The organism is Vibrio sp. NC2 (genome assembly GCF_025195005.1).
Taxonomy (GTDB): domain Bacteria; phylum Pseudomonadota; class Gammaproteobacteria; order Enterobacterales; family Vibrionaceae; genus Vibrio; species Vibrio splendidus.
In genome coordinates this window covers 117,908-134,528 of the sequence record NZ_JANVFC010000009.1, presented here as the reverse complement: position 1 = coordinate 134,528, position 16,621 = coordinate 117,908, and the positions used below count along the sequence as shown (strand labels likewise).

Here is a 16,621-nt window from a genome sequence, read left to right as displayed (position 1 = left end):
CTTATGCCTCAGTCAGGTTGCGGCTTTGTCTGTTGCGTTTAGCGACTGATTTTAGGATCAGGAAGCCCACAACAGCGATCAGAACGGTGTTACCCGCTGCGATGATAGACAGTTGAGTGAAGACTTTAGTAAACGGTTCTGCGTATAGGATAGTGTCTAGGAACGCGGAACAGCCGTAGCCTACAACGTTACCTGCAAGGGCAAGTACCACGAACAATACAAAATCTTTCATTGGCAGTTCGCCTTGTTGAAGACGGTTCTTAGTCATCATAGGGAACAAGCCGATAACCATGCCTACAATACCTGAGCCTAGTACCCAAGTTAACCATACGCCCCAACCAGCAAATAAATCTGTTACCCAGTGACCAATAAAGCCAACCAAGAAGCCAACGATAGGGCCGAACAAAACAGAAAATAGTGCTAAGACTGCCATTGCTGGTTTCAATGTCGTGTTCGCAAACACTGGGACACCAAACATAGGTAAACCACCAATGCCGTACAGTGCCGCGCCAATGGCGATAACGACCACTGTTTTAGCTGAAAAGTTCATAGATAACCTCGAATACTGAAAGATAAAGCATGATAAAGAACGAATATTCGCCATTATTAATATGTGTCTCAATGAGAACGTTTTTTGGGCAAATATAAAAAATAAGGCGCGCATTATACAGTAGAACCCTTCCATAAGGGAAGGTAAGTGTCTAGATGTCTAAAATTCCATCTGAACACCTAAATATCGTGTAAAAAGCGCAATTTTACGGTTAATCAAGCAACAAAAAAGCCAGAGCGGGTCTGGCTTTTTCATTCGTCTTAACAATGTGTTAAGCGGGATCGTCGTATATCTATGACCATTTAGTGGTCTAGATATAGTTAGTGGTCGAGATATAGATAGTTTTGCCAACTCTTCATGCGAATAAGGACCTTACGCATGATAGACACGTGAGTGAAGCTGTCAGAATAAACGGCAACTTCAACCGCGGTACCCATAGGTAAATGGTAGTCAGACAGATCATCAGTGATGCTCAATTTAACAAACACACGGCCACTGGTACGCAACGCATCAGTACCTAGAAGCGCGCCTCTAGCTTGAAATTGGCTCTCACCAATGGCTGGAATTACTTCATCAATACGTCCTTTAAATACTTTTCCTGGCAATGCTCTAAACAAGAACTCAGCTTCGTAACCCGGTTGTAGGCGCTGTAGCGAGTTTTGTCTAAATGCAGCGGTATAGAACTGCTCCTCTGTGTGAACAAACGTCATCACGGGAGCTAAAGGAAGTGGAACTGCCATTACACCTGGGCGTAATGCTAATTGCGTAACGTATCCGTCAGTGGGAGCTCGAACCACGGTTTGTTCTAAATCAAACTGAGCTTTACGTAATTCAGCCAATAAGCTTAAAACCGCTGTATTTTCGCCACCTATTTCAGAGTCCAAGGCGATCTTTGTTTGTTCTAGGTTTGCATCTGCAACTTTCACGGCCGCTTCCGATGCTTTGTAAGCTTGTCTGCGAGTATCCAATTGTTGCTCGGTAAAAGCGCCACTGTCGTAACCACGCTTGTAACGAGAAAACTCACGTTGGGCTTTATCTCTTTCCGCGATGGCTTTGATTTTTGCAGCCTCTGCTTCAACCACTTCAGATTCCATTCCAAGAGCACCTTGGCTTGCTTCTTTTACCTTGGCTTCTAACCTTGCGACTTCAGCTTCGAATGGAACTGGGTCTATTTTGAAAAGAATATCCCCTTGCTTCAGAGGTTTGTTTGCTTCTACTGGCACTTCGATAACTTTACCCCTAACGCCTGAAACGACTGGCGTTGTTGAGTAAACTTGGTTACCGATTTGTGTAAATGGATGGTTGTAGTTCATTAGTAGAATTAGGGTACCTACTATGATCACACCTCCAAGTACGGCAGTAGGTACTGTCCATTTATTTAGCGGTATATTGAACACCTTGAAAATGGTGATACAAAGTGCCGCATAGGTCATTATCAGCAGTAAATCCATTACTTAGCCTCCTGATCTTGAACGTTGTTTGTCTCTTTCTCTGGACTGCTTTGTTCAGCACCTGCTTGCTTGAGCTGTGCGATTTCTTCCTGAAGAGTACTCACTTGATCGATGAGAATATCGACGCGATGATGAATATCGTGTTGTTCTTCTTCTAATTTAGCGAAGCCCCAACCACGATCTTTGCGCCATAATGTTGCCCAAATCCAAAGAAATGGCCAAATAGTATGTAAGGTGAATAGGCTAACCCAGCCTGAGACGTGAATAGCATCTTGATGAGGGTGATTGCGTTCTTTCGCAATTTCATAGGGAATATCGTGAATAACGATGATGCCGTAAAAGATTACTAATGCTACGAAAATAAGTAAGCCGAGCGCAAAGTAGTCTAAAAACATAACAGATCCTTGTAATGTTAGATATTAGTTATAAATATACTACGCTATCATCCAAGTAATTGTTATAAAAATGATTTACCGAGTTGAAAATAATGTGTTGTCGCTTCTAATGCGAATAAAAGCATTGATGAATCTTATAAAATCTCATCGCGTTTGAAGAGGCTATTTCGGCTTTCTAGTTGGTATTTCAGCTGAAATGATGACAGCTACGATTCTAAATGACGTGCATAACCACAAGGGATAAATACGGATGTATATAGGTGAATTGGCGGCCATTGGCGCTGCAATTGTGTGGGCATGTGCGACATGGATCTATGGGCAATTTGGACATCGCTTCTCTGCGATGCAATTGAACATTGTTAAGGGTGTAGTAGCCTCTGGCATGATGCTGTTGGTCATGCCGTTAATACCGATGCCTGAATTTGAATTGAGCACCAACCATTTTCTGATATTGGCAATTTCAGGTGTGATTGGTATTGCGATTGGAGACAGCGCCTATTTTGCGGCGTTGAAAAGAATCGGTGCCAATAAGACGCTGTTACTGGAATCTTTAGCACCGCCTCTTTCTGGTGTGCTGGCACTCATGTTTCTTGGTGTCGCATTAACGTTGCAAAGTTGGCTCGGTGTCGTGATTACAACACTAGCAGTGACCTTCGTTGTCTTCCAACCATCAAAATCGGCGAGCGGTGAATCGAATGACAAAGCACAGTGGGGTGGCATTGGTTATGGGCTTGTGGCGAGTGTTTGTCAGGCATCCGGTGTGGTGATTTCTCATTACGCGTTAGTAGCGGGTGATATCCCACCATTATTAGGTGCACTGATTCGTCTCACGATAGGTGTGTTTGCCGTAATGCTGATTATCCCTTTTTTTGAAAAGAAGCCGTATTCATCGATAAAAAGAGATTTATGGGCGATGACTAAACTCGACAAGCTTTGGTTGTTAGGGGCGATATTTGTCGGAACCTTTTTGGCATTGTGGCTTCAGCAAGTTGCATTGAAGAATGCGAACCCTGCGATTGCACAAACATTGATAGCGACCAGTCCGGTCTTTATTTTGGTGATTTATGCGATTAAAGGGGAGAAGGTGTCAAAGCAAAGCGTCATAGGGACGCTTGCTGCCCTTGCTGGAATATCTCTGTTCTTTTATCAATAAGATGCAGGCTTGGCTACAGAGCTACAGAGCTACAGAGCTACAGAGCTACAGAGCTATAGAGTCACAGAGCTACATGCCACTACTCTGTACACACTTGATTACGGCCGTTGGCTTTAGCTCGGTATAGCGCTTTATCGGCACGATAGAAGGTACGCTGAGTATTCTCTCCGTCACGATGTAAAGTGATACCGATACTTACGGTCAAACCGCGCTCCCCAAGTATCTCATGCCAACCGAATTGGAAGATGCGCTCTCGATAATTTTCAGAGTGCATTTCTGCTTTAGGAAGATCAGTGTTCTCAAGAATGACGAGGAATTCTTCTCCGCCAAATCTGACACATGACGCGCCTCTAAACTTAAAGTATGAACGTAACTCTTGAGAAACGCTGACAATCGCTTTATCACCCACTAAGTGGCTTAATTCATCATTGATAGACTTAAAGTGGTCGATATCAACAACCATTAATGCGAAAGGTGCTTCGTGAAGCAGCAGGTCTTTTAGTTTCACATCTAACCATCGACGGTTGTGTAACCCGGTCAGTGGGTCGGTGAAAACATCTTGTTGTAGTTGAGCAACTGTATTCTTGTGTTGTTCAGTCGTCTCTTTGAGTTCTCTATTTTCTTGTTCAGAGAGAATGAGTTTGAGTTGTAACTCAAAACGCGATAGGCGGCGTAGTTGGCTTGCACCAAGTTCGCTGATCGGGATCTGCTTCATCAGATCCGTTTCAATTCGGTAACCTTTTTTCTCATAGCTTAGAGCTTCTTGAAAACGGCCCTGATTCATACATACGTCACTCAAAGAGTCATAGAAACGCTTCGCAAGCACTGGCGATGAGTAGGCTTTTACACGTTTGTCTGTGCTCGACAAAATCATGCTCGCATAGTCTTGCTTTCCGGTTGCACTTAGGCAATGTGCTAACTCGAGACGAGTCATGGTTGCGAGCCAGCTTGCTTGAGTGCTGTTGGCTGGGTATTGAACTTTTGATAGGCAACGTAAGGCTTCATGGTATTTTTTCTTAGCACGAAGCACTTTCGCTTGGTAGAGCAATATTTGAGCTGTGAGCAACTTGTCACTCACTAGAATACTTAATTCTTCGCACTCATTCAGTAAATCGCTGGCCGCGGTAATGCGGTTGAGCAGAAGTAGGCTTGCTACCATATGCAGCTTGAATTTGAGGCGAAGTGAGCGACTGCTTATCGCGTGGTCTATACTGCTGATTTTTTGGTAATAGCGAAGAGCTCTGTTGTGATCACCATAGGCATCACACAGGTTCCCCATGCCTAAGATAGCCAATACATATTCATCGATATGGCCGTGTTCAACCGCAATTGTCGATGAGCTGACGAATTCATTCAGTGCCGATGTGTAATCACCAATTTCAACCAAGCGGTCGCTTAGGCTGGTCTTTACTGTGAGAATGTCTTCGATATCAACAGGAAGGTGGAGTAGGTCGAGTGCCAGCCTGAGTTCTTCGATACTGGTTTGATTTTGTTGTAACTCGGCACGGTACTCAGAGCTGATGATATAGCAGTGCGCTTGCTCAGTTTGCGTGGTCGAAACGTGCTGGCGAATGTGGTTCCAGAATATGATCGCTTCTTCACCCGATACCGATGAAGGGTCTAAACCAGCATCTGTGATCTTGCGTAATAGGGTTTCCATTATTCTATTACCTCAGCATCGTCTTCTTCTAATTGTTCAAGAGTGAACGGGAACGTCAAAATATCATTGAGGCTGACGGTAGGTCTCGAACCTTTTAATCCTTTTCTATGCCATGGATATATTTCTAGCATGGTGCTGAGAGTTTGGAAGGTTTGTTCTGCGGCTTCGCCTTTCTCTGAAAGCATCATAGCAACACGCTCTGAACTCAGCCTAGCGATGAAGTCGTTTTGATTACACAAGGTATGAGCAATCTCGGTACAGACATCTAAGTAATCGGTATCGACATGATGGAACATAATGATGCTGTGGTTCGAGCGCTTAAGTTCTGTCTTAAAGAGGACCAGCTTCTCCCACCAAAAGGTTTCAGAAACGACATAAGAGAGGTGCTTTTCAGGATCGTACTCATGCTGGCCACGAATACGATTAATCAGCTTTCGTGCTCTCTGTTCAAGCTGGCGTTTTGAACTGCGCGCTTTGTCTAAACCGACACGATTAGTTTGCTCTTTAAGCATACCGATGGAATATTGACGGTACTTTTTAAAGGCGACCAACGCAGCTTTGAAATCTTGGTTTTCTTCTGCAACCAAGGATTGTTGGTAACAAATCTGGCTAAGCAACTCACCATTATCGAATTCATTTGCAGAGTGTTCAGCGAGTTTCAGCAATTCTGCCGCATGTTCTGGTCTTTTTCTCAGGAGCTCCAATCGAGCTCGACTGATGTAAGAGTGCGCTTTCATCCAAACGAGGTTGTGTTCTACGGCTAGATTGTGCGCTTTGGCTGTCGCGCGCTCTGCATCATCTAGGCGTTCAAGCCCAAGCAGAGCAAGGCCTCGAAAGTCCCATACTTCGGCATGCCAAGTGTTATCTTTATGCTCTTTTAACGCTTCTTCTGCACCGTCGAGTACCGACAGCATTTCAACATAGTTGTTAAGCAGGTAGTAATCCCAAGCGAGCAGTATTCTTGCTTTGCCTTCTAGCCAACCAATGCGGCTGTTGTTAGCCACTTTAACGGCAAGCTGATGGGTAGAACGTGCAAGCTTATATTCATGAGTCATTCGCCAAATGTTGCCAAGCCCAATGAGACATTCAATTTGAATCTCGACTTCATCAACCAGTGCAGATTGCTCTAAGGCATTGATCCAGAACTGTTGGGCGGAATAGTACTTGGCTTGTCCCCAGTACTGGAGCGCGTGTAAATGGAGGATTTCAGGGAGGAAAAGGTCGGTATCTAATCGGTTCTGGCGCTTATAGGCTTCCTTGATGTACTTCAAACCTTTTTGGTAATCCATCAGGTTCCAGCTACACCTTGCCATTAACATTAACGACTGGATAGCACCCTCTTCAAACAGAACTTGCTCCGATCGGACTAGGCACTGTTGAGCAATCTCTAGGATCACCGATGGCTCAGAGTCGACACGAGTTTTGAGTTGTTCTAGTTCTGCTTCAAGAAGGTACTGATTTTTGTCCAAGAGTTAGATCCATAATTATCGAACATATTGATAACACAATCATTATAAGAGTGTGATTTGAGATAAGCACCAATTATCTTTCTTAGGGCCTTAAAGGAACATGTATCTTTTCCAATTATGGGTGTTACCTCATGTTGTTGCTTTAAAATCAATGAGTTCCCGAATAATTATCTAGAGGTCTGTTTCTATGAAAGTAGTTGCTTTAGGGTCAATGGCTGCTCTGCTACACCTAAGCGCTGCGCTGCCGTGAGCCCTTGCTTATCTTGGTAGCACAGATTGTGCCAAGCTCTAAATATGTCGAGTAATGGAAGAATGCCCCCAGGACGAAGCTTACGTCTGGGCTCATTAATGAAGCTATCAAATAACAGCTGGAAGCGTTGTTGATAGAACTTGGTTTGCTGAATTGAGGCAGTGTTAAACCACTGTTTTGGTTCTGGATTGTTACCCGTTAGGTAGCAAATACCTTTCTGGTTATCACCTTGATTTGCGATAGCCCAACGATCGCGCCACCAACTCATGTGAACGATGTCGATCTTTTCGAAACTTTGATCGTCTTGCCAGCCGGGATCTTCCTCTACATACATAAGGTCAATATTTTGACTCTGAATGCGCGGCAAACATACACTTAAAGCGGCAGATCTTAGTAATGGATCTTGTGGCATATAGATAGCGACATGCTTATCTTCATTACACATATCAAGCACATGTAGGAAGTGAGCATAAGAGGTATAAGGCGGTCGAATCAGCGCGCCTTTCGAAGGGTAGCTAAATGTGGTGAGGTTACCCATAGGATCCTCAACGTTACCTCTCGCTAAAATCACTTGGTACTGCTGTTCAATACGCTCTTTCAACTTGTCAGATGGCTGAGGTTGTTCGAGGTTCGCTTCTGATGAGTGATCTTTGGATACAAAACGCGCAACGTCATCGTAAGGATTGTGATCAACATTCCCTGAAGGCTCTTCATTTTGAGAATAGTTGACGTGTTGGCAAAGGATATAGCCAGAATGCGCCTCACCCGTCGCTATCCAAACCACACCATTGTTGCTTTGCGGTTGTAGACGTTGATAGTGAGAAGCGAATTGATAATCTTTGGCATGATTAACCCATCGTGCATCGATCATCGCTAATTTACGACGGCAACGGCTCGCGATGTGGTCAACATGATCATAGAAAGTCTTTGGGTTGATCTCTAGTTTTCTGCAGATTTCACGTACGGAATAGCCCATGAACAACAAGCCCATGAGGTTCTCTTGAAACTGAAGTTTTTTATTGGATCCAGACCACTTGTCAACGAAGGTTGATTGGCAGTCTTTGCATCGATAACGCTGCCTGTCACCGCTGTAACCGAAGGCATGATAAAGATGTTTGTGGGTGTGAACCGATAGGCCAAAGTTATCGCAATCATCATTGCGGCAAGCAGGAAGGCCATCGCTGTGAAGTTGTCTTAGGCGATGAAGTTCGCTTAACACTTCACGATTGTTAAGTAAGGGGGGGAAAGCTCCACATTCACGACAAACCATCGCCGGACGCTTAGGGTTTGCGTGTTGCAAAACATACCGTTTTGCATCGCTCAAGCCAAAGTTGTCACACGCCAATGTTTTACAAAAGTTGAGTTGCAAACCATCCGCATCTTTTGGCAGCTTGTCGTTAGACACGATCTCCCCCTCGGGATTATTTGAGCAGCCAAGTAAGCTTGGCTGCGGGGTAACGCTTTTCAATGTATCTTATTCAAGTCGTTAGATGTTGATTGCAGTCTCTAGAGCAACTTTCATCATGTCGTTGAAAGATTTTTGACGATCTTCAGAGCTTAATTTCTCACCACGGATGATGTGGTCAGACACTGTTAGGATGGTTAGTGCTTTAGCACCAAGATCCGCAGCAACACCGTAGATACCAGCCGCTTCCATATCAACACCAAGGATGCCTAGCTTTTCCATTTTCTCGAAAAGGTCAGCTTCTGGAGTGTAGAAAAGGTCTGCAGAGAATACGTTACCAACTTTAACTGGAACTTCTTGTGCACGTGCTTGGTTTACAGCTTCTTCTAGAAGACCGAAATCAGCGATTGCAGCGAAGTCGTGGTTGTTGAAACGAATGCGGTTTACTTTTGAGTCTGTAGAAGCACCCATACCGATAACAACGTCCATTAGTTTAACGTCGTCACGTACCGCACCACAGCTACCTACGCGAATAACGTTTTTCACGCCGTATTCAGCGATAAGCTCGTGTACGTAGATGCAGCATGATGGGATACCCATACCGTGGCCCATTACAGAAACTTTCTTACCTTTGTAAGTGCCTGTGTAACCAAACATGTTGCGAACGTCACAAACTTGCTTCACGTCATCAAGGAATGTTTCTGCAATGTATTTTGCGCGAAGCGGGTCGCCCGGCATAAGTACTGTTTCTGCGAAATCACCAGCTTGAGCATTAATATGAGGTGTAGCCATGGTCGTTCTCCAAAGTTTAAACGGTAATGATAGGAACAGGATTTAATCAATTACCGATTCTGTTGAATTGAATTCGTTTTGTTGAGGCAATATTAGCGAGTTAAAACGAGGCTCCATGAGACTTTAGTCACAAAACCGCTTTGCCATTATAGTTTTATTAATATTGATAACCAAATATGTTGAAAGCGTAAAGGCAATCGATTTTGTATGGGTAAATTGCTCGATATTTAAAGATAAAGCTCGAAATTTAAATCTGTTGCATATTGCCTTGGAGGCAACAATACGTTGTAGAGACGTTTGATCAGCGATAATCTAAACTTTGATAAAGAGACAAACCAAGGAATTGTATGTCGTATTGCGCTAACTCGACGCCTTCGCACTCGATGAAAACACAGTTACAGACGAAAACAAGGTTACATAAGCTAGCGTTGGTCGCTGTTAAATCCACATTGATCGCTGTTAAGTCCACATTGATTACGATTAGAACGACTTTGTTTGCTGTGAGAACAGCTTTACTTGCTCGGGTAATCATTTTGCTTGCTGGCGCGATGACTTCGTCGTGGGTGTCTGCTGCAACTTTTGAGTTGCCACCAACAGAAAGCCGTATCGTGGGCAGAATACAGCAACACGAAGTTGCGGCGGGTGAAACCTTGGCGATCATTGCAAAGCAATACGATATTGGCTTTCTCTCTTTAATGGCGGCAAACAAAGGGGTCGACCCTTTTCTTCCTGCTGAAGGCTATGTGTTAAGTATTCCTAGCCGTTTGATTCTGCCGGATACTCCGAGAAAAGGCATTGTGATTAACCTTGCCGAGTTGAGGTTGTACTACTTTGAGCCTGAGAAAAATCAGGTGCATGTTTTCCCTGTCGGTATTGGTCGAGTAGGGCGTGATACTCCCGAGATGATCACTAAGATCAGCCAAAAAAGACCTAACCCGACCTGGACTCCTCCAAGCTCAATTCGCAAAGAGTACTTAGAAAAAGGGATTGAGCTACCAAGAGTGGTTCCCGCTGGGCCTGAAAATCCTTTAGGTGAATATGCATTGCGACTTGCTTATGGTGCTGGTGATTATCTGATACATGGTACTAATAAGGATTTCGGGATAGGTTTGAGAGTCAGTTCTGGGTGTATCCGTATGGAACCTAAAGATATCGAGTGGCTTTTTGAACAGGTGAGTCGTGGTGAACAAGTCACAATAATCGATGAGCCGATTAAGGTGTCTTTGGAGCCAGATAGAAGTGTATTTGTTGAAGCTCACGAACCTTTGACGCGAAGTGATGGCTCTAAGAAATTACTGCAAATCCCTGTTGAACTAAAATGGTGGCTTGAAGACGCAGATCTGCCTAATTCAAAGGCGAAAGCGGTGATCTTTGCTCAAAATGGTGTGCCTGTTGAAATAGCACCGCCTGTGATTGAGTTCTAATTTGATCGGTTGTGAGTAAAGCCCAATAGCCTTCTTTTTCTTTTCCCTCAATAAAAAAACACCACCTCGAAAGAGGTGGTGTTTTCAATTTACTGCATGTATATACGTCTTTTGAAATCTACAGCTTCATTGAGTTTCTATCTCAATTACTTAGTGTAAGACTCAGCAATGTTATCGATACGGTCGTTAGCACGATCCGCTTCTTCTTTTGCTGCCATAGCCGCAGCTGATGCTTCTTGAGCTTTCATTTCAGCAGCCGCTTTGTCACTCTTAAGTGCTTCTACTTCGCTGCTTAGCTCAGCAACTTGGTTAGTTAGTTGGTCCATTTCTGATACTGCTGCTTCTTCAGGTTCTGAAGAACAACCAGCTAAAATAAATACTGAGGCTGCAGCTGCGATTAACGTCTTATTCATAAGAACTCCTTGCTTATTTATCATCAAAAGATGCGCTATACATTCTTTATCATATAGTCGCTTCATTAATGATTGTAGCGACTAATTTTTTAACTGCAAAAACAATAACTAAAGAAATTGCTAAATTTTTGAGGTAATTAGCTAAGCATCACGTTCTGTCTCATTTCTGAGATGAGGGGTTTCGAGGTCGTTTTGATACTACTTTGGAGAGTGGTCCCTTTGTTAGCAACGCATACAATATTCTAGTTAACATCAGATAAAAGGATAAATTTACTGTGATCTCTATCCTTATAAAGTACTTTCGCGGTATCATGTCACGTTAAATTAATTTTATTCAATACCATCATGACTGGAGAGTCCTTTGCACTTTAAAGATTTAGGCTTAGATAACCGCTTACTGAAGAACTTAAAACATTACGACTTCAAGAAAGCGACAGAGATCCAATCAAAAGCGATCCCTGTTGCTATTGCTGGTAAGGATCTATTGGCTTCATCAAAAACGGGATCAGGTAAAACATTGGCGTTTGTGTTGCCGATGATACATAAAGCATTAAAAACAAAAGCGTTTTCTGCTAAAGATCCTCGTGGTGTAATTTTGGCTCCTACTCGTGAGCTAGCAAAACAAGTTTACGGCGAGCTGCGTAGCATGCTTGGCGGTCTGTCTTACGAAGCCACACTTATCTTGGGTGGCGAAAACTTTAACGACCAAGTTAAAGCCCTGCGTAAGTACCCTCGTTTTATTGTTGCGACTCCAGGTCGTCTGGCCGATCACCTTGAGCACCGCTCACTGTTTTTAGATGGTGTTGAAACGCTAATTCTTGATGAAGCTGACCGTATGCTGGATTTAGGTTTCGCACCTGAATTGCGTCGCATTGCAAATGCAGCTAAGCACCGTCGTCGTCAAACGTTGATGTTTTCTGCGACGCTTGATCACGCGGAAGTGAATGGCATTGCAAATGAAATGCTAGACGCACCTAAGCGTATCTCTGTTGGTGTTTCTAACGAGCAGCACCTTGATATCACTCAGAAGTTCTACCTGTGTGACCATCTCGATCATAAAGAAGCGATTTTGGATCGTGTGATTGAAGAAGCTGAATACCGTCAGGTGATGATCTTCACCGCAACTCGTGCCGATACTGATCGTTTAACGGATAAGTTAAACGAGAAGAAGCTTAAAGCCGTTGCATTGAGTGGCAACCTAAACCAAACGCAACGTAACGCGATCATGAGTCAATTTGAGCGTGCGGTTTACAAGATCTTGGTAACAACCGATGTTGCTTCGCGTGGTATCGATATTCCAAACGTAAGCCACGTTATCAACTTTGATATGCCTAAGCATACAGAAGAGTACGTGCACCGTGTTGGTCGTACTGGTCGTGCGGGTAACAAAGGTGATGCAATCTCTTTGGTTGGTCCAAAAGACTGGGACAGCTTTAAGCGTGTTGAGCTTTACCTTCAACAAGATCTTACTTTCTCTGTGCTTGAAGGTCTAAAAGGTAAATTCAAAGGTATTAAGCCTCGTAAACCTGCTTTTGCTAAAGGCGGACCTGCGAAGAAGAAGACCAGCACCCAAGTTAAGAAAACGCCGAAAAAACCGGTTAAGCGCGATAAGAGCTTCCACCAAAATGTGGCTGTGGGTGATACCGTGTTTATCCCTAAGAAGAAAGTCGCACCAAAAGTGGACGACGAGTAATCAACTTGCGTGACCTAAAAGCTTAGCTTTGAAAGGTTGATGCAAATAAAAAACCGCCGATGATGGCGGTTTTTTTATACCTGTACTTCGTGTAAGCCCTTAGCTTCTGGTACTTACAGACGGTATTTGATGATACTCGACGAGGTTTCCTCGTTAGAAATCAAAGGTAGAGAACGAGTACGCCAAAATATGATCGGCAATGTATTTATGAGTCGCTGTAGTTGGGTGTGTCACGCCCCAGAATACATAGCTGTCTGAACCATAGGTTGCGCAATCATTAGTCAAGCTATGGCTTCGTAAGTAGTCTGCTGCTGAGCTTCTATTAATATCAAGACAGGCGTCACTCGCGTTTCGAAAGCCATGTTGTTCTGGGTCATCGGTAATGTTGGCGAACAATGCACTTGCATCGAACAACACCACGTTTTTCCCGTGGCTTTGGTAATACTCGGCCTGCGCTTTGATGAATTGGTTGAACTCTAAGATCTTGCCACGAACTTTAATGATCTCTTGCTCAGTCGAGTATTTGAATTGCGGGGCTTTGGTCGCATCGGGCAATGTAAACAGTAGAATATTACTCGCACCAGATTCCGTTAATCGGATTAAAGCGCTACTGAAATCAGCTTTCACATCAGCGACTTCTCGGTCGTAATTCATAAAGTCATTGAGGCCAAATTCCAGAGTAAATAGTGAGTTTTCTGGGCGGTAGTTTTTAGCGACTTTCATGTAGGTTAGGTAAGAGGAGACTTGATCATAGACGCCAGTCAGTGCCACGTATTGATTGGTACCTGCTGCGCCACCGACGGCCCAGTTATAAAGAGGAACGTCTTTGGCTTTTGCTAAATATTCGGTCCAAACCAAACCGTTTGAAAAGTGCCCTAGAAACCATGAGTTTGCATTTGGGAAAACCCATTGAGAGCCATTAAATAGGTTCCCAGTGTCAGAGAGGCTATCACCAAAAGTGACAATGCGATTAATGGTATTGGCTTGCACAGCGTTATCGTTGGTCCAGATGGAGTGATTGTAAGAGAAGCGGTTGTCTGCGGCAAAGTAGGTAATGTCAGCTGCGTCATGTTGGATGCCGAGAGTCTGTTCGCAACGCTGTTTGATTTCAGACTGTGGGGTATCACTGTAGAACATGTTCTTGAAAGAGACAGAAGACCACCAATATCCGTTGATCGTGTAATCGTCGCCGTTTTCTTTTTTCGCCCACTTCCAGTCGGTGGCTGCAGAGTCGTGCGATGCATCGGTTCGATACCAACATCGAACATAAGAATAGGTCTCTGAACCTTGTGTGCTGAGCACTTGTGCGGATGTCATCGATTCTGGTGTCGGTATCGAGTCATCAGCAGCATAAGCCCCAAATGGTATGGTTAACGCGAGTATTAAAGCCGTATTTTTCATCACTGTATTCTCTTTTGTATTTAGTGAGCCAAACAAAACGTTGTTGCTTGTTGTCTATTTCTTGTTGCCTCTTGTTTGTTGATAGTTGGATAAGTAAACAACTGGTACGACCTATATCTAGAATCAATAATTCTCGTCAATACATTCAGGTTGTTGGCGTTTCATAATTGGTATAAGTATCAAATTTCCAACGACTTTCTGGTTGAAAAACAATCAAGTCGAAGCGAGGGATTTATCATTAATATTCGATTTTAGTGGGCTATGACTTGCCAGTTTGTCGCCGAAGATCTAAACGAGATAAATTGTTTTGTGAATGTTGGTTTTTATTTGGTCAAGATAATTGAAGTTATAGCTTCATGGTTTCTTATTAAATATTAATTTAATCAATAGCTTATTGTATTTCGATGTCTGGTCTGATTCTATTTGTCTAATGTTCATCACAACTGTTTAATTCAAGTTCAACATCACAAATATCGAGTTGCTATTTTCTGTTTTATAAAATCATCAACTACGGTTCTTTACTCATCAGAGGTCTAATCTGTTTAAGGAAAGAGCATTGAAAAAGATATTAATTTGGACGATAGCCTGTCTATCCAGTTTTGGCGCTTATGCCGGAACAAGCGCATCGGCATTAGAGGTCAGTGGATACACACAAACGAAATACCCCATTATGTTGGTACATGGTCTGTTTGGTTTCGATACATTAGCGGGTGTCGATTACTTCTATGGCGTACCTGAATCCCTAACCAAAGATGGTGCGAGCGTCTATGTAGCGCAAGTATCAGCCACCAATAGCTCTGAAGTACGTGGCGAGCAATTGTTGGCTCAAGTTGAAACACTGTTAGCCGCGACAGGGGCAAGTAAGGTGAACCTAGTTGGTCACAGCCACGGCGGACCAACAGCGCGCTATGTGGCATCAGTACGTCCTGATTTGGTTGCTTCGGTGACGAGCATTGGTGGTGTTCATAAAGGCTCGAAAGTCGCCGACCTCGTGCGTGGAACCGTATCAGAAGGCTCAGCCGCGGAAGGTATTGCGGTTAAGTTGGCTGGTGGATTGACGACGCTTATCAACCTATTATCTGGCGGAACGGATCTTGATCAAGATGGCCTTGCTTCCCTTGAAGCGTTGACCACCGAAGGTTCGCTTGCATTCAATCAGTTTTATCCTGAAGGCGTTCCGACGTCTGAGTGTGGCGATGGTGAATGGCAAGCAAGTAACGGCGTTTATTACTATTCATGGACAGGGTCTTCCACTTTTACCAACCTTCTTGATCCTACCGACGGAGCTATGGCAATCCTTGGCTTAGCATTCAATGAACCTAATGATGGTTTAGTGGGAGCATGCAGCGCGCATTTGGGCAAAGTGATTGGTGATGATTACAAGATGAACCACCTAGACGAGATTAATGGGTTATTGGGTATTCACCACCTCTTTGAGACCGATCCCGTGACGCTATATCGCCAACACGCTAATCGATTGAAGTTGGCTGGCCTTTAAGTTGCACTGCCCATTCATAAAGAGAACAAGGAAAGTATGATGAAAAAGACCGCCATTTTGTCGATAACCACGATAGCCCTGATGAGCACAGCGGCGGTCTTTTTGTATCTACAAAAGGAAGATCCAAATTCATATAGTGACAACGAACAAAGCGCTTCTTCATTGAAGGTGGCCTCTCAACAAGATACCGAAATCGATAACGCATCAGCCAAAGACATGATGGAATATTTCGTATCCGGTAATACCGAATTAACCCTCGAAGATATTCGCGACAATGTGGCAAAACACCACGAGCAATCACAAGCCGCGGTGGTCGATGAAGCATTGTTCGCAAAGTACATCGAGTACAAGTCGGCACTGACAGCATTGGATGTTCAATTCGACACCACCTCAATATCCGCAGAGGACTTACGCGCACTGAATCAAGCTCTGCTTGACTTTCAAACTCAATTTTTCAGTGAGAGCGAGATAAGTATCCTGTTTACCCATGACAATAAAATGAGGGAAATCGCTTTAGAAAAGTTACTTCTGAAACAAGAAGGGCTAGAGGAACAAGAATATCAGCAAAGGCTTGAATCTTATCTATCTGAACAACCAGATTACGTTCAAGCCAGTTATCAAAATCAGGTGTTATTACAGCAACTATCCAGCTCACAAGGCCTAGATGAACAAGGAAAATACTTGAAGAGAAGCGAACTGGTTGGCGAAGAAGCGACGCAGAGGCTCGAAGCGCTTGATCAACAAAGGGCGGACTTTGATGGAGCTTTAGAGATTTACTTTGTTGAACGAAATGACATTTTGAATGACTCAGCACTCTCAGAAATTGAACAAAAAGAGACGATCGCCCAGCTTAGAGAAGCTCATTTTCAGCCACAGCAGCTGAGAAGGGTAGAAGCGATTGAAAGAATCAGAGCTGCTGAGAACGGTCAGTAAAGTTTGCTGAGCTAACGACGTTAGCCAAATTTTCAAAATTGCCTTAGTGGAGATAGTCGCTTCACAAACTTAGTAAACGTTTGCTTATTCTGTAAACGGTCAGTTTTCTGATTGAACTAAACACTATCGACTGA

Annotated in this window: 14 protein-coding genes; 5 read left to right on the top strand and 9 right to left on the bottom strand. The window is 43.7% G+C overall.

Annotation, left to right across the window (positions count from 1 at the left end):
* Position 1: 1 nt before the first annotated feature.
* The 3 genes from NX845_RS13855 to NX845_RS13845 all read right to left on the bottom strand — a co-directional run bounded on the left by NX845_RS13855 (position 2) and on the right by NX845_RS13845 (position 2,396).
* Positions 2-550, bottom strand: coding sequence for an ECF-type riboflavin transporter substrate-binding protein (locus NX845_RS13855; protein ID WP_065682253.1), 549 nt, complete (start codon positions 548-550; stop codon positions 2-4).
* A 320-nt stretch (positions 551-870) separates the two neighbouring features.
* Entirely contained in the window at positions 871-2,001 is a 1,131-nt protein-coding gene (locus tag NX845_RS13850) for an HlyD family secretion protein (RefSeq protein WP_017092875.1), read from the bottom strand.
* Positions 2,001-2,396, bottom strand: coding sequence for a DUF3302 domain-containing protein (locus tag NX845_RS13845; RefSeq protein ID WP_017064245.1), 396 nt, complete (start codon positions 2,394-2,396; stop codon positions 2,001-2,003). Before NX845_RS13845 ends, NX845_RS13850 begins: the two co-directional genes overlap by 1 nt.
* Positions 2,397-2,646: 250 nt before the next feature.
* On the opposite strand from NX845_RS13845, the gene NX845_RS13840 reads away from it, so the two are divergent.
* On the top strand, positions 2,647-3,549 hold the full coding sequence (locus NX845_RS13840) for a DMT family transporter (protein ID WP_017094636.1): 903 nt from the start codon (positions 2,647-2,649) through the stop codon (positions 3,547-3,549).
* A 79-nt stretch (positions 3,550-3,628) separates the two neighbouring features.
* On the opposite strand, the gene NX845_RS13835 is transcribed toward NX845_RS13840, so the two are convergent.
* From NX845_RS13835 to deoD, 4 genes are all read right to left on the bottom strand, one after another.
* On the bottom strand, positions 3,629-5,209 hold the full coding sequence (locus tag NX845_RS13835; protein ID WP_017094635.1) for a GGDEF domain-containing protein: 1,581 nt from the start codon (positions 5,207-5,209) through the stop codon (positions 3,629-3,631).
* Positions 5,209-6,678: a hypothetical protein gene (locus NX845_RS13830; RefSeq protein ID WP_017094634.1), complete on the bottom strand. Its 1,470-nt coding sequence runs from the start codon at positions 6,676-6,678 to the stop codon at positions 5,209-5,211. The genes NX845_RS13835 and NX845_RS13830 overlap by 1 nt, the downstream gene beginning before the upstream one ends.
* Before the next feature lie 185 nt (positions 6,679-6,863).
* Positions 6,864-8,333, bottom strand: a complete 1,470-nt coding sequence (locus NX845_RS13825) for a lactate dehydrogenase (protein ID WP_029222154.1) — start codon at positions 8,331-8,333, stop codon at positions 6,864-6,866.
* Between the two features lie 81 nt (positions 8,334-8,414).
* Complete coding sequence (deoD, locus tag NX845_RS13820) at positions 8,415-9,125, bottom strand: purine-nucleoside phosphorylase (protein ID WP_004732072.1); 711 nt, start codon at positions 9,123-9,125, stop codon at positions 8,415-8,417.
* Between the two features lie 347 nt (positions 9,126-9,472).
* On the opposite strand from deoD, the gene NX845_RS13815 reads away from it, so the two are divergent.
* A complete protein-coding gene (locus NX845_RS13815) occupies positions 9,473-10,549 on the top strand; it encodes a L,D-transpeptidase family protein (RefSeq protein WP_076649345.1) in 1,077 nt (358 codons plus the stop codon).
* Positions 10,550-10,695: 146 nt separating this feature from the next.
* Here NX845_RS13815 and NX845_RS13810 read toward each other — a convergent pair whose 3' ends face one another.
* Positions 10,696-10,962 (bottom strand): Lpp/OprI family alanine-zipper lipoprotein, encoded by a 267-nt coding sequence (locus tag NX845_RS13810; protein WP_004732066.1) that lies wholly within the window; start codon positions 10,960-10,962, stop codon positions 10,696-10,698.
* A 361-nt stretch (positions 10,963-11,323) separates the two neighbouring features.
* On the opposite strand from NX845_RS13810, the gene NX845_RS13805 reads away from it, so the two are divergent.
* Positions 11,324-12,655, top strand: a complete 1,332-nt coding sequence (locus NX845_RS13805) for a DEAD/DEAH box helicase (protein ID WP_004732064.1) — start codon at positions 11,324-11,326, stop codon at positions 12,653-12,655.
* 153 nt (positions 12,656-12,808) lie between these two features.
* Here NX845_RS13805 and NX845_RS13800 read toward each other — a convergent pair whose 3' ends face one another.
* A complete protein-coding gene (locus tag NX845_RS13800; protein WP_108109746.1) occupies positions 12,809-14,056 on the bottom strand; it encodes an SGNH/GDSL hydrolase family protein in 1,248 nt (415 codons plus the stop codon).
* Between the two features lie 556 nt (positions 14,057-14,612).
* Here NX845_RS13800 and NX845_RS13795 point away from each other — a divergent pair.
* Positions 14,613-15,554 (top strand): triacylglycerol lipase, encoded by a 942-nt coding sequence (locus tag NX845_RS13795; RefSeq protein ID WP_017094631.1) that lies wholly within the window; start codon positions 14,613-14,615, stop codon positions 15,552-15,554.
* A gap of 39 nt (positions 15,555-15,593) precedes the next feature.
* Complete coding sequence (locus NX845_RS13790; RefSeq protein ID WP_260256922.1) at positions 15,594-16,487, top strand: lipase secretion chaperone; 894 nt, start codon at positions 15,594-15,596, stop codon at positions 16,485-16,487.
* The last annotated feature ends 134 nt before the right edge of the window (positions 16,488-16,621 follow it).